11 protein-coding genes are annotated in these 14,448 nt (G+C 66.3%); 7 read left to right on the plus strand and 4 right to left on the minus strand.

Annotated features, from left to right (window positions below):
• Positions 1 to 227 precede the first annotated feature (227 nt).
• Entirely contained in the window at positions 228 to 1,814 is a 1,587-nt protein-coding gene (locus tag N542_RS23950) for an AAA family ATPase (protein WP_081795065.1), read from the plus strand.
• Positions 1,815 to 1,863: 49 nt separating this feature from the next.
• Positions 1,864 to 2,673, plus strand: coding sequence for an HNH endonuclease signature motif containing protein (locus tag N542_RS0108330; protein WP_197025892.1), 810 nt, complete (start codon positions 1,864 to 1,866; stop codon positions 2,671 to 2,673).
• A gap of 634 nt (positions 2,674 to 3,307) precedes the next feature.
• On the opposite strand, the gene N542_RS28350 is transcribed toward N542_RS0108330, so the two are convergent.
• The 4 genes from N542_RS28350 to N542_RS0108345 all read right to left on the minus strand — a co-directional run bounded on the left by N542_RS28350 (position 3,308) and on the right by N542_RS0108345 (position 5,906).
• Positions 3,308 to 3,724 (minus strand): DUF3263 domain-containing protein, encoded by a 417-nt coding sequence (locus tag N542_RS28350; protein WP_081795066.1) that lies wholly within the window; start codon positions 3,722 to 3,724, stop codon positions 3,308 to 3,310.
• A 743-nt stretch (positions 3,725 to 4,467) separates the two neighbouring features.
• Positions 4,468 to 4,878, minus strand: a complete 411-nt coding sequence (locus N542_RS0108335; protein WP_028643538.1) for a hypothetical protein — start codon at positions 4,876 to 4,878, stop codon at positions 4,468 to 4,470.
• A gap of 131 nt (positions 4,879 to 5,009) precedes the next feature.
• Positions 5,010 to 5,447 (minus strand): hypothetical protein, encoded by a 438-nt coding sequence (locus N542_RS0108340; RefSeq protein ID WP_028643539.1) that lies wholly within the window; start codon positions 5,445 to 5,447, stop codon positions 5,010 to 5,012.
• A 78-nt stretch (positions 5,448 to 5,525) separates the two neighbouring features.
• On the minus strand, positions 5,526 to 5,906 hold the full coding sequence (locus tag N542_RS0108345; protein ID WP_028643540.1) for a hypothetical protein: 381 nt from the start codon (positions 5,904 to 5,906) through the stop codon (positions 5,526 to 5,528).
• A 233-nt stretch (positions 5,907 to 6,139) separates the two neighbouring features.
• Here N542_RS0108345 and N542_RS0108350 point away from each other — a divergent pair, with 233 nt between their 5' ends.
• The 5 genes from N542_RS0108350 (at position 6,140) to N542_RS27820 (ending at position 14,446) form a co-directional block, all read left to right on the plus strand.
• Entirely contained in the window at positions 6,140 to 10,156 is a 4,017-nt protein-coding gene (locus N542_RS0108350; RefSeq protein ID WP_155992893.1) for a YobI family P-loop NTPase, read from the plus strand.
• 105 nt (positions 10,157 to 10,261) lie between these two features.
• On the plus strand, positions 10,262 to 11,464 hold the full coding sequence (locus tag N542_RS26525) for an abortive infection family protein (protein ID WP_155992894.1): 1,203 nt from the start codon (positions 10,262 to 10,264) through the stop codon (positions 11,462 to 11,464).
• A 183-nt stretch (positions 11,465 to 11,647) separates the two neighbouring features.
• Positions 11,648 to 11,899, plus strand: coding sequence for a hypothetical protein (locus N542_RS0108360; RefSeq protein WP_028643543.1), 252 nt, complete (start codon positions 11,648 to 11,650; stop codon positions 11,897 to 11,899).
• A 184-nt stretch (positions 11,900 to 12,083) separates the two neighbouring features.
• Positions 12,084 to 13,568, plus strand: a complete 1,485-nt coding sequence (locus tag N542_RS23960) for a DUF4041 domain-containing protein (protein ID WP_051551503.1) — start codon at positions 12,084 to 12,086, stop codon at positions 13,566 to 13,568.
• Between the two features lie 8 nt (positions 13,569 to 13,576).
• On the plus strand, positions 13,577 to 14,446 hold the full coding sequence (locus tag N542_RS27820) for an HIRAN domain-containing protein (RefSeq protein ID WP_197025893.1): 870 nt from the start codon (positions 13,577 to 13,579) through the stop codon (positions 14,444 to 14,446).
• Positions 14,447 to 14,448 lie beyond the last annotated feature (2 nt).

A 14,448-nucleotide genomic window follows, 5' to 3' on the forward strand; every position in this document is an offset into this window, starting at 1 on the left:
CGAGGACTTCACTTCGGAGCGCGACTACAGGCGCAAATGAAACTTCGCTCGTCGGGTCGCAGCCAGCTACTGACGAGTGAACTTTTCATTCCGCCTACCCACCGGGTCGTCCTAGCTCGCGGACTGGTCGGGCTCCCTTGTCCTCGGCGGGTCGTCCCGACAGTCGGCCGCAGGGTCACGCCTGATGTCGGCGCCGTCCCGTAGCATCCGGGACGGAGAGGTGGCGAGTGGACTTTCGAGTGGTTGAGCGCGGGACGGATGTCGACGCGTCGCTGCGTAGCACGGTGTTCCTGTGGAACACCGGTTGGGACGACTGGTTCAAGTTCGCGACTTTGCACTCGGTGCTCTACGTCGACCACGAGGGCACACGTCACCCGCTGGGCGACGTCAAGATCGGTCAGGTTGGCCTGCGCGGCGCCAAGGCTGGCGAGGCGGGTCCTGGCGAGCGAGCCCCGGCCATCCCTACGTCGTTCACACAACTGCCGGATTCGTTCTTTTCGCTGGGCCAGGACGATTCGTTCTACGAGGACCTGGGCGAGTTCGGCGGGCAGTTCCGAGAGGACCTTCTGCGTGGCCTGCGGGACATCGCCTTCGACGAGGAAGCCCGGCGGATCGCGCTAGGGGAGCGTGTCACGACCACCTCGCTCCTGCGGTCAGTGACCCTGAAGACCGTCGAAGACCAGTTCGCCAGGATGGCGCACGGTGGGGCGCGGTTGACCGAGTACTCGTTCACATTCCTACCCGGCGGCCAGGACCCGCCGCCGCGGCTGTCGTTCTCCGTCGAGCCGGGGTCGCGCCCGCCCACGAACATCCACGTGCTCATCGGCCGGAACGGGGTCGGCAAGAGCAGCTTGCTGAACAAGCTCGCACGGACCATGGTCAACAAGTCACGCGAGGAGGATGCGCCACCTGGCCCTTGGGATCAGCTGTCGAACATCGTGTCCGTCTCCTTCAGCGCGTTCGACGAGTTCACGCCGATGCGGCAGACCCATGAGCGACAGCGCGGTCTGACCCACCAGTACGTCGGGCTGAAGAAGGTCGCTCCTCGCGAGGGCGAGGCGACGACGAAGGACGACCGCGCGATCAGCGCGGAGATGACGAAATCGCTCAAACTTTGCCTTGTCGGAGCCCGTCGAGCGAGGCTGCGGAAAGCACTCGGCCTCCTCGAGAGTGACCCGATCTTTGCAGAGGCGGGTTTGGCTGAGATTCTGGAGATCCCGCTTTCGGGCGAGTACTCGTCAGCTCCAGGGGAGCCCGGGACAGGGGACGAGCGCGTTGACGAGGCGATCACTGCCTTTGGCGCACAGTTCCGCAGGCTTTCCTCAGGTCACAAGATCGTGCTTCTCAGCATCTCGAAGCTCGTTGAGACCGTCGAAGAGAAGAGCCTAGTTCTGCTGGACGAACCCGAGGCCCACCTACACCCGCCACTCCTGTCGGCCTTCATCCGAGCGTTGAGCGACTTGCTTACGAACCGCAACGGCATGGCGATCATCGCGACCCACTCGCCGGTCGTTTTGCAGGAGGTGCCGCGCGGCTGCGTGTGGAAGTTGAACCGCTCCGGGAACGACCTCCGTGTGGAGCGGCCCCGGATCGAGACGTTCGGCGAGAACGTCGGCATCCTGACCGACGAGGTCTTCGGCTTGGAGGTCACCGCCACCGGCTTTCATCGGATGCTTGCCGACGCCGCTATGTCGTCGTCGACGTATGAAGAAGCGGTCGCCTCGTTCAACGGCCAACTCGGCTCGGAAGGCCGGGCGATCCTGCGCGCCATGATGCTCACAAGCAGCCCGATGTCTGGCCATGTGGGCAGTTAAGACGCCGACATTCACCGCATCCGAAAGTGCCAGCGCGTGTGCGAAGGGTGTGCGTGACAAGGATCTTCGAGCGCGCGCCACCAAAAGCGTCGATCAGTTTCAGGCGAACAGCGTGACGCTCCAAACGGCCATCCACACTCAGGCCCTGCACGGGGTGACGTCGGCGCAGTACAAGGTCGCCGGTCTCAGCGACGACGAGTTGAAGGCGCTGTACAAGGGGCAGTTGTCCCGCCAGAACAGCAAGGCCAGGCACCTGTACGACCACGTCATGAGCAACGCGCTGCACAGCCTGTGCAGCTACTGCCAGTACGGGGTAGCCAACACGTTGGACCACTTCATTCCGATCACGGTGGTGCCCGGTCTCGCGATCGACCTGTGGAACCTGGTGCCCGCGTGCGACCGATGTAACAAACACTTGCTCGACGCCTTCGACTACGCGGCTGAGCACCAGATGCTGCACCCGTACGCGATGCCGGCCTCGGTCCCACCCAGTGCCAGGTGGCTTCGAGCAGCGGTGCATCCTGGCCCGGTGGCGGCCGTGTCGTTCCACGCGGACCCGGACTCGAGCCTCGATGACCTGACTCGCGCACGCATCATCCACCAGTTCACGCGACTCGATCTCGGCGTCCTCTTCCAGGTGGTCGCGGCGCGCGAACTCTCCGGAACGTGTCGAAACCTCGCCGAGAGGTTCCCGGGCGGCAAGCCCCAGCCCGTGGCGGCTCATCTGCGGGAGTTGAGCGACGACGCCTTGGCGGCCGACCCCAACGACAGGCGTGGCGTGATGTACGAGGCCCTGGCGACCGACGAGTGGTTCACGACTGTCGGCTACGAAGTCGGTATCGAGCCTGCCACCGGGTAGCCCGGACCGGCGGCCGCTACGCCTTTGGCGGTCGCTCTTGCCAGGTTCACGCCAGCGCGTCACCGGGTGCAGCGGGCGACGATCCGTGGGGTGCGGGCGGCCGAGCCCGCCGGTCGGGGCTCGGGCGCTCGAACTCGGTCGATCGGGCCCCGCAAGATCCGTACGGAGTCGGCGCCGGCACCGGCGCACGGGTCGGGGTCCGCGCTGGGCGCGTCACCGTTGCTGAGCGAGTTTGGCAAGGAGCTCGGTTACGGCGGCTGCGAATGCGGTGCGGCTCATCCAGGACTTTCCTAGTGCGTAGTCGGACATGGTTCGCCTGCTGAGGCCGGCACGGCGGGCCACGTCCGTGGCGGCTCCCCGGCCGCAGCGGTCGCGGATGAGCCACGCAACCTCGTGCTGCGCTCGCGCAACTGCCAGGTCGGCCTCGTTGCCGTGTGTTGGTACGGCACAGCCGATGTGGCGACCTGTCCGAAAAGGTCAGGGTCGGCGACGTAGTCGCGCGGCGGAGGCCGCCTGATGGGCGGTCGCGGACTGATCTCGTGTGCCGTCCGCGACTGAGTCACTGGGCGCTCAGCGGCGCGGTGCGATTCGCTGCCGCCGTCGAGGTGGCCGACGTCGCCTTGCATGTGTCTGCTCAGTCTTGGAGGCCCTCGGCGCGGCCGCGGGTACGCCGTGGTGAGCGTTGTTCGCGTCGCGTCGCGTCGCGTCGCGCTCGCCGTAGCCGCTGGAGGCGGTGGACGGTTAGGGCGTCGAATGCTGCGGCCTCGGGTCTGTCGATCAGTGCGTTGAGGACCTGGTAGTAGCCGGTTGGTGACAGATCGAACTGGTCACGAATCGCCGTCTCTTTGGCACCGGGGTACTTCCACCAGCTGCGTTCGAATACGAGCACTCCTTCCTCCAGCGCCGTGAGGACACGGACGGTGCAGCCGTTGCCGTCGTGCGCTGCGCCGGCCTCTTGCTCCGGCGCTTGGGTTTCGCTCGCGCCAGCATCTTGCTGGTTCGGTTGCGCCTCGCCGGCTAGGTCGACTGCCGCGGAATCTCGGTCGGTCACGCGGCGAGTGTAGAGATCTATACCCACTCTCGGAAGCCCCCCAGAAACCGAACTGAAGCGATGTCCTGGCAGGCAGCGGTCGGCTGACGAATGCCGGCACGCGGCTGTCCAGACCGCTTGTCCGGCACTACGGCGCTGCAGCCGGACACTAGGCGGCCGATCTGGCGTGATGGTGGACCGCGTGGTTACTTAATCGAACAACCTTTCGATCTTGAGGATGGTGCGGAGGATGGACGGTAGGGCGCTCAACGTGGGCAACGACGCCGCAGAGAGAACAATGCAGGGGGGTCGGGCTGGGGGTGTCCGACTTTCACACGGCCGGCTCTGGCTGCGACGCGGTCGACGCGAGTACCTGGGAGCGGCCGACCAGCCGAAGGGTGCGCGCCGTGCGCCGTGCGCAGGGCCTGGGTCGGCGTCTCGTGACGGGGCGTCGCCGGCGTTGCGAGCTGACCGTGACCGACGGTCTACGGATGCGCGGCTCAGGTGGAACGAGCGGGCGCGAGCTCTCGGCTTTCAGGGACTAGCCGAGTACCTAAGCGCTCGGCTCCACGAGGGTGCGTCGTCGCATCGCGTGCGGACGGAGCTTGGCTGTGGCGGCACGGTTGCCGAACGACTCCTCACTGAACACCTCGACGTCGAGGCACTCGAAACGTGAGTGTCAGACAACGATGAGCAGCTGCACCCCGAGGGCGGGGTGGCGTCGGCGTCCCGGCGTTCCCTAGCGCGCTCAATGGCGCGGCGGGTCAGTCCGGTTCGGGGAGGTAGGCGTGGAGTTCGTCGACGCTTTCGCCGATGTCGTCGCGTAGGCACGTCCCTAGTGCCCAGCGGAGTCCTTGTGTGCGCATGGCGGTGAGGCGGTGTCCGCCGTTGGTGATCTGGTGGGGTGTGGCGAAGATCGGTTCGGCGTAGAGCGTGTAGAGGCCGGCGGTGTCTTTCTTGTTCAGGCGGACGCGTTCGGCGCTGGTCAGCGCCTGGTCGAGGTTGCGTGCGGGGAAGTCGGCGACGTTGTTGCGAACGAGGTCGTTGACGCGTGCCCAGTTCACCTTCTTTGCCCACTTGAGGGTGGCGGGCTTCCAGATGTCGTACGGCTCGATCTGTTCGAGGTCGATGTCGTACCAGACGAACTCGAGCTCGTCGGACGGGTCAGCTGCCATGAGGGCAAGGCTGGCATAGGTGCCTGGGCGCGGCCGTTCGTTCTCCACAGGTCCCCGCACGTGTATGTAGTCCTCTGTACGTGGACGACACAGTGGTGTGCCAGGTGGGTCAGCTCGACTGCGACCTGTTGTCAGTCGACTCGTTCCGCAACATGCTCAACGGTCACGACCAGCTGGCGTGGATGGCTGGGATGTGTGCGGTTGTGGTGCCAGGCGCCGGTGACGACTAGGTCGACTGCTGCGCCGGTGGTGTGGTGTTGCTCAGCGACTTCTGCGAATAGGTCGAGGGATTTCTGCAACGTGGGGAGCCCGATGATGACGGTCGGCAGTGTGGAGGCGGCCGCCGTCAGGGTCTGGTTCGCACGGTGGGCCGGGAGCACGAGGGCGCCGCCGGCGAGGTTGGCGAGCTCTCCGGCGAGGCCGACCCGGAAGTCCAGGTTGGCGCCGATGACCAGGACAGTGCCGCCGTCCGCGAGTACCCCTGTCAGCTGGTCGCGCTGCGACGATTCGAGCGTTGAGGCCGGGTGGGGCGCCAGGCCGTGGGTCGGGCGGTGTGCGGGGGCGGGCATGTACGCAGTGTCGGACCGGTCGTGGTGCGGTCTGGGTGAGGGGCGGCGCCCGACCGGGGCCCGCGGGTCGGGTCCGGGTCAGGCGCGGAAGACAATGTCTTGGACGGCTCTTGCGGTGGCTCGGGGCCGGTCGAGGAGTTGGTTTTCCTGGGCCAGGGTTATTTCGGTGTGGCCGTCGGGGACGTTCAACGCGGATGCATAGTCGCGCGCTTCGCTCCAAGCCTCGATCGCGTCCTGCACGATGTCGATGTCCTCGCTCGACATCTGCGGTCGTGGCGCATCGGAGCCTGTCGCGTTCCGCAGTTCCTTGGCTTCGCCTTCGAGGAGGTCCGGGAAGCCGCGTGTGCCGCGTGTAGCGACCCGGTTCGGGTCGGAGGCGAGACGCATTTCGAGGTGTACGGAGGCGTCGATGACCTCGATGAGGACGCGGTCGAGTTTCGCTAGCGGATCGTTGGTCACCCGCAGACCCTAGACGCGTCGTACGTTCCCAACACGGTGGGCCAAGCCGGCGTGGGAGCCCGGCTCGCACACAGGCCGTTTAGACCTCTGCTCAAATGCGGGGCGCCTTGCGCGATCGGTATCGCCTCCTTGAAAGGGCGGGTGGGCGTCGGCGGTCGCCACTACTCTGTCGCCGCCGCGTCTATGCGAGTCGAGGCCTCGCGGTCACTGCCCGGCGGCTTACGCGAGGCACGGTGCGGCTCGCAAACGAACGCGCGCTTGAAGGGGACACAGTGACCAACGGCTCTGAGCAGGAACATGAACCTGCCGACACTTCCGAGAATGCCGCGCGGTCGGATCAGAGGTCAGACTCAGGCGCGCGCGTCGCCGCTCCTGCGGGCCTCTCCGTCGAACATGTTGAGGAGGGCGATGCTGACGGCGAGAAGGGCCGGTCTGCCGGCGTCCCGCTGCGTTCCCTGACGCCTGAGTACGAGGCGGAGCGTCACGAGACGTACCTGCGTCGTCTCGAGGAGGCGTTGAAGGACCCTCGCAACCACAACATCGCGCTCACGGGCCGGTACGGCGCCGGAAAGTCGAGCGTGCTCGACAAGTTCGAGGAGAACCACCGCGACGCGACCCAGCGGCTGGCGATCTCGACGCTGGCTCCGGGTGAGCAGGGCGAGTCGACTACCAACCGCATCCAGAAGGAGGTCGTCAAGCAGCTCCTCTACGGTGCTTCTCGCAAGGTCGGCAAGAACTCGCGCTTCAGTCGTATCGCCGTCTTGTCGAAGCGGCGAGTGTTGGCCGAGGCGGTCGCGGTCGTCGGCGCCGTTGGTCTGGTGCTCGTCATCTTCGGGTGGTTGCCGGAGCTCGAATGGCCGAACGCGGGCGCTGAGACGTGGAAGCGGGCGACCGCGTGGTGTGTCGCTGCTGCCGTGGGGGTAGCTGTGGTCGCGGTCGTCAGGGTGCTGACGTACGGGTGGTTCATCTCGGACGTGGGGGCCGGCGGCGCAACGGTGACGTTGACCTCGAAGGAGTCGTCATCGACGTTCTTCGACAAGTACCTCGACGAGATCGTTCACTACTTCGACCGGGAGTCGAAGGACATCGTGATCTTTGAGGACCTGGACAGGTTCGAGGACCCCGGCATCTTCGAGGCCGTTCGCGAGCTCAACATCTTGCTCAACGACACACCCCGTCGGCGGGCGCGACGCCGTGGAAACGTGCCCGGCCGGGCGCTCCACTGGGTGTTGAAGAAGCTGCCCGGGGACCTGCCCGGCCGGCTGACGAACAAGCTGTCCGCGAAGTGGTCGAGGCGGCTGCTGGGGCTCGGTGTGCCGTTGCGGTTCGTGTACGCCGTGAAGGACAGCATGTTCGAGAAACTCGGCGCGGACACGAAGAACCTTGCCGCGGCCGGCGAGGCCGCGGCGGCGGAGACGCTGCGGGCCAACCGTACGAAGTTCTTCGACATCGTCATCCCCATCGTTCCGTTCATCTCCCACCGCAACGCCCGCGAACTGCTCTCGGACCTGCTCGCCGAGTCCGGCATCACCGGCATCGACCGTCCTCTGGTCGGGCTGGTTTCTCAGAACTCGACGGACATGCGGCTGCTGCGCAACATGTGCAACGAGTACCTGGTGTTCGCCGAGCGGCTCTTGGAGTCGAAGGAGACCGCACCGGGGTTGGAGCCGAGCAAACTGTTCGCGCTGGTGGCGTACAAGAACTTCCATCTCGAGGACTTCGAGAACATCTCGCGTCGCGACAGTGACCTGGACCGGCTCTACGACTTCCACCAGCAGTTGGTCCGCAATTCGGTCGCCGCGAACGAGAAGCTGGTGCGAGACCTGAAGGGAGGACGGGTTCTTCGCCGTACGAGGGAGGACGTGGCGAAGCGGATCGGGGACAGACTCACTCGGTACGTCCAGGCCGAACATCGTGCCTCGCAATACTCCAACTGGACCTACGTCCTGCTCACGGTCGGGTCGGCAACCTATTCGCTCGAAGACGCGACCAGCTACAAGTTCTGGGCCGCAGTCGCTGAGGCGGGGGCAATTTCGGTCTCGGTGTCGCCGAACTCTCAGCGCAGCCAGACGATGAACGTGGTGTCCTGGGCTCGCGCCGACCTAGAGGTCATAGTCCCCGAGGGTTTGGACGCGAACCAGTGGAGTGCGCTCGACGAGCGCTCGACCCGTGTCGAGTTGGCCCAGCTCGGGGTCGACATTGGGGCTCTGCGTAGCGCCGACTTCAAGCAGCTCGCCGCGTTGCCGGCCTACAAGCTCAACGCCCCGATGCCCCTGCTGCCCCCCATGGGGTCGAAGGCCAAGGCCCCAGCCGAGGTGACGTACGCCGACCAGACGTTCGCGCAGCTCGTGAGGGGGACGATGAAGTCGCAGCTGGCGCGCGACCTCGTACTGCGCGGCTACCTTGACCGGAACTTCTCCCTGTACGCCGCGCAGTTCTACGGACACTTCTCCGGCACCGACGTCGCGAACTTCATGGTTCACCACGTCCAGACGAACACGATGAACATTGACTACAACCTCCGACGCCCCGGCGCGGTCGAGAACCTCCTCACCGAGACCGAAGAGGCCGGCGAGGAGTTCACGACCACCGTCGCCGCGTACAACATCGACCTCGTCAACTACCTCCTAGTCACCGACCACCCCGGCGCGACCGGCGTGGTCAAACGGCTCGTCACCGACCACGACGACGACGCACGCACGTTCCTCACCGCCTACTTCACCTCGGGAGCCCGTCGCGAGGCCCTGGCGGCCCGACTGACCGCACAGCCCTGGCGGGCCGTGTTCGAGTACCTCACCACGGACACCGACGTGCCTGACGACGCACGGCCCGACCTAGTCGGGGCTGCACTCGCTGCCGCGCACCCCGGTGTTGCTTACGACCTTCCACCTGTGGTCGGTGACTTCATCACCGCGAACTACGCCAAGATGACTGCCTTCACCGAGCCGCTGCTCGAGAAGTCCATCGGCGCGGTCGTGACTATGTTGGAAGACACCGGCGTTCGCCTCCCCGACCTGTCCGGCATCGACGACGGCCTGTGCGACCTCGTCATCGAGCGCGATCGGTACCTGCTGACGGGTACGAACCTGCGCATCGCGCTCGGTGTCGATGGTGAGGTCCCACTCGACCGGGTCGTGTCCGACGAAATTGTCTACTCCTACTGCCTGGCCAACCCAAGCGAGTACCTGGCCGCAGTAAAGGGCGACTCGGAGACCAAGTACACGGTCCGACGACCGGAGACGCTGGTCAAGGTCTTGACCGACGCGGTCGAGCGGTGGAGCGAGACTCAGCTCGAGGACTACCTCCTCGATCTGGTCGGCGGCGCCGCCGAGCAGGCACGGATCAGTCAATTGCGGACCGTGCCGAAGCCCACCTGGGGAGCACTCGCGACTGCAGGGCTCTTCGACGCCACTCTGCCCAACGTCGAGCGGTACCGCGAACTTGCCGGCGGCGACATCCACCCAGCCCTCGCGGCGCTCCTAGAAGCCGCCGGGGCCATCAGCGACGTCAACGATGGAAGCGGCGACGAGTTCGACTCGAATGCTGCCGCGGTCGCCATCCTCAACGCGGCCACGTTCTCCTCGACCAAGGCTCGCGTCGACCTCGCGTCGACCCTCAGCGCCGACTTCCCGCTGGCGGCCACGGACATCGTCGTCGAACCCAGTGACCTGTTCGCCCGCATGCTGACCGCGAACTTGGTCGCCGACAGTCCGGCCTCGTTCGAGCACTTCCACAGCGCCGGATGGGACGCCATCAAGCCCGCCATCAAGGTGTCGACAGGCATTGAGACGTTCCTCAGCCCAGACCTGGTACTCGGCATGGTCGACAAGGTCCTTGCCGACCCCACCAGCCGGGAGAAGCTTGGCGACCAGATCGTCTCCAACGCTGAGGCGTTCGTGCCGGAGTCTGATGTGCCCGCCCTGAGGGCCGTGGCGCAGTACGCAGGCGAGCACGGCATCGCACTTCGCCCGGAGACCGTCAGACGCATCGCGGCCTTTCAGGCTGTCCCACCGGACCAGGTCCTTGGCCTCCTTGCTGCCGCCGTACCGATTCCGAGCGCTGCCCAGATCGTTGATGTGTTCACCGTCCTCGGCGGTCAGTACGCCAAGGTCGCCTCCTCTGGGGCGAAGTTCCACGTCGCCAAGGACGAGATTCACACCGCCCTGCTGACAACGCTGCGGCAAGCCGGTGTCATCAGCCCGCCCCGGAAGAAGCCTGGCAAGGACATCTACGACGTGAAAGTGACCTGACCCTGACGCGCACGCTAGGACCGCGACCTGTCCTCCCGTCAGGGCGCGGGGCAGCCGACCTGAACTGACGCCGAACCTCCACATCTGCGCGTACGGTTCACGACTGTGAGCGTGGAATGGCGAGCAGACGCGGCAAAGAACCTGGTCAAACTGGCCGTCGGCAAGGCTCTTCAGGCCCAAATGGTGGATGAGGGGAAGTGGCTCGAACTGGGGATGCTGACCGGCACCACCGAGGTCATCAACAACCACCCACGCCTACTGAGGTCGCTCAGGTTCGGTGACCCCGACTATGACGGGTGCGTCCTCGGCATCGTGCCGGCGATCCTCGGGGAACCACCTGCGCCCCCGGTCCCCCGGTGGCCTACGCCTCCAGAACCATCGCTTCGAGAGGCGTTCCCCAACCTTCAGACCGTGTCGGACTTCCTCGACCTACCCACCTGGTTGGTGCAAGAGAACCCGCAACTGTTCGACCGGGTCTTCTGCGAGGCAGCCGAGATCGTGCAGGGTGACGCGACGATGCCGGACGGGACGGTGCTGTCGGCCGCGGAGGCCATGGCTGCCAGGCTCGAAGTGGGTGAGATGCGGCGCCAGGTCGAACGGATCCGCCGCGACTTCACTGACGACCCAGAAGCGGCGGTCGGTCAGGCGAAGGAGCTCATCGAGTCGGTGTGTAAGACGATCCTGGGGCTGACGGGAGAAGCCGCTCAGGGGCACGAGAACCTGCCGAAATTGGTGAGCCGCACGCTCGCGCACCTCGGTCTCGACCCGGCCCTACTAGTCGGTGACGACCCCGTAGAGGTGCGCGCCGCGCAGCGGATGCTCGGAGGGGTCAGCAGCGTCCTCAATGGCGCCGGCGAGCTCCGCAATGCCCGCGGAACCGGACATGGGAGGTCAGGGACGCCCGTTGTCGATGCTGCGCTGGCGCGTCTGACGGTCGGCGTGGTTCTACCGTCGGTGGTGTACCTGATCGAGGTGTTTGAGTCACAGACCGAGCAAGTCGGCACTGAGGCTCCCGACCTTGTGAAGGTCCCGTCGTCGCCTCCCGTCGAAGCGAGCAGCACACCGTCCGCCGGTGAGACTGCCCGGGCCGTACCCGCCGCACCCACCGCATCCGGCCCTGAACCCCTGCCTGAGGTCGCCGTCGGCGACCTCGTGGTTCACGGGACGTTCGGCGAAGGCCAGGTCGTAGCAGTTGAGGGCGCGGAGCCGGCCAAGCAGATCGTGACGGTGGAGTTCGGTGACGATGTCGGCCAGAAGCGGCTACTGCTCCGGTACACCGAACTGCGGGTCCGCCCAGGCACGGGCTGAGACTGGCTCGAGAAGCCGATACTCGATGTGAGTCTTACGCCTGCTGCCACCTGGTTGCGTACAGACCTCTGCCCGGTACGGCGCGCCTCTGATCGTGTAGACGTCTACACGCGATCGGGTATGCGAGTGCCTCCCCGTCAACGCCGCGCCGGCTACGAACCCGGCCGTCAGCTTTCACCTCCGTTGGAGGCGGCGATCGCCGCGGAGGCAGCGCGCCTGGCCGCGATCGAGGACCCGGCGGAGGCGGTGCGTGCGGTGACAGAGGCGTTCATGGCGCTCGACGACGCGTTGGAGGCGGTCGCGGAGCCACGGTTGAGAGCCATCGCGCAGCTGTACCGGACGTCGCGGTCGTACCAGACGGTCGCCATAGCGACGGGGCTGTCGAAGGCTCGGGTCGCGCAGCTTGTCCGCGCAGCTAAACAGCAAGGCTTCTGAAGCACCTCGGCCCGCGGACATTGAGCGACGAGCGGTACGGATAGAGGTCTACACGGTGGCTGACCTCGTTTACTGACACTCAGTGCGCCGTCGTGCCAAGGTGGCGGTCGGGTCCAGTCCATTTACGGTCGGCGAGCTGACCTGAACCCGGTATCGGGCTGGGCGTCGGAGAGAAGAGGGCGACGTGAGCACACCTGCGGGCTGGTACCCCGACAACCAGAAGCAAGGACAGCTGCGCTGGTGGGACGGCAACACCTGGACCGAGCACGTCCACGACTCCACCACAGCAGCGTCGCCTGGCGACACCGCGCAACCGTCCGCCCAGCAGCCGGGGGCGCAACCCACCCAGCCAGCGGAACCCGCGGGTACGAAGAAGAAAGTGCCGCTCTTCGGTGCCCGCCAGGTTGCACGCGACCAGGCAGACGAACTGGAACGACTTCGCGGGGAGCTCGCCCGCCTCGGAGCCCTCGACATCGCCGACATGGAAGCCGAACGCGCCCGCGTCACCGCCGACCTCGCCGCTACACGGGAGCAGTACGCCCGGGAACGTGCTGACCTCGAAGCGCAGCTGGCCGGACTCCGCACCCGAGTGGTTGCAACCCAGGAGCAGGAAATCCTCCAAGAGGTCGGCCTGTACGAGTACCGCCACCCGCTCGCCGACTCGCTCGCGTACAAGGACCGGCTTGCGGACATCTCGAAGCAGTACAAGAAGATGGCAACCGCGTCCGGCGGTGCCATCGAAGCCAGCTCGACCTGGCAGGTAAACGGGTCCGCCGCCGAGGGCAAGAAGATGGTCTCCGACATCTCCAAGCTCATGTTGCGCGCCTACAACGCCGAAGCGGACAACCTCGTCCGCGGCATGAAGCCGTACAAGCTCGACACCGCGAAAGAACGCCTCGAGAAGGTCGCGTTCACGATCGAGCGGCTCGGAAAGTCGATGTCGATCCGGGTCTCCCCGGCCTACCACCGGCTGCGCATCGTCGAGCTCGAGCTCGCCGCGGACTACCAGGAGATGCTCGCTAGGGAGAAGGAAGCCGAACGCGCCGAACGCGAACGGCTCCGCGAAGAGAAACGCGTCCAGGCGGAGATTGAACGCGAACGTCAACGGCTCGAGAAGGAACGTCAGCACTACCGCAACGCGCTCGCTGCTCTCGAAGCGTCCGCGGACGCCGACGCTGAGGCGCTCGCTCGGCTCCGTGACCAGCTCGCCGAAGTGGACCGCGGCATCGCTGATGTCGACTATCGGGCCGCGAACCAGCGCGCCGGGTACGTGTACGTCATCTCCAACCTCGGGGCGTTCGGGCAGCGAATGATCAAGGTCGGGATGACACGCCGGCTCGAACCGATGGACCGCATCAAGGAGCTCGGCGACGCATCAGTGCCGTTCGGGTTCGACGTCCACGCCCTGTTCTTCGCCGAAGACGCCGTCGGCATAGAGACCCAGATGCACCAGCAGCTCGCGCAACGCCGCGTGAACCGGGTGAACCTGCGCCGCGAGTTCTTCTACGCCACCCCCACCGAAGCTCGCGACCTGCTCGCCGAGCTCGCCGGCGACCTCCTGTCATTCAACGAAGAACCCGAAGCGTTGGAGTTCCACCAGTCCCAGAACACCGCCACCGAGTCTCACGCCGGCGAGACGACGCCCCAACCGGCACAAGCCCCGGCGTAGGCACCCGGGTGCGATGGTTCCGTCGACGCCAGCGCGTCGAACCCGAACGGACCCCGACTCCGCCCCCAGCGACGGGGTCGCCCCCGCCGGCAGCCGACGACCAGGCCGCGCTCCTTGCAGCCCTCACAACCGACGTCGTTGCGCAGATCGACGCCGAAGCGGCCCGCTTGCTCGCTGACCTCGAACGGGAACACCCGCCCACGGCGCCCAGGCAGAACACCGCTGACCGGTCTACGAAACCCGTGCAGCCGGGTCCCACCGCCGACGAAACCGCACGCGCCGAGGGCTTCCACGACGCAGCCCACAAAGCAGCATCCGCAAGAGGGAAAGCCGCCCGAGCCGCACGCACACCCGCCGACAAGATCGCCCGCGCACAAGAAGTCGGCATGGTCGCCCGCGCCGAGTACCTCACCCCCGAAGCTGAAGCTGACGCACTGCGACCAGGCCCCGACGGACTCCTCAACGCCCGCCTCGAACGTGTCCGCGACCGCCTCCTCGTCGTCACCCCTGCCGGATGGGTCAACCCGAAGAGCCGCAGCGCCCACCGAGCTGGCCTGGACTCCTTCACAGTACGTGGCACCGGGTACCACCCGGGCGCCGTCAAAGCCGGAAAGTTCACGCCCGGAACACCCGTGCGGCTCGTCCGCGAACCCGACAACCCCCACGACCCCAACGCCATTGCCATCTACGCGGACACCGGCCGCAACAAGGCCGGGTACGTGCCCGCAGCACGCGCGAAACGACTCGCCAAGCTCCTCGACGCCGGCGTCGACCTCGTCGCCATCAGCGTCCGCGGCACCGGACGAGGAACCGACGGACCCGCCCCACACATCCTGATCTGCGAACGAGCGCTCTACGAACACCTCACCCGACCCTGAGT

Source organism: Nocardioides sp. URHA0020 (genome assembly GCF_000620705.1).
GTDB lineage: Bacteria > Actinomycetota > Actinomycetes > Propionibacteriales > Nocardioidaceae > Nocardioides.

Bases quoted from the DNA above. Each gene is read 5' to 3' on its own strand.
- N542_RS0108335 (WP_028643538.1), bottom strand. From the start codon at position 4,878: ATGGCAGCTGACCCGTCCGACGAGCTCGAGTTCGTCTGGTACGACATC.
- N542_RS0108340 (WP_028643539.1), bottom strand. From the start codon at position 5,447: ATGCCCGCCCCCGCACACCGCCCGACCCACGGCCTGGCGCCCCACCCG.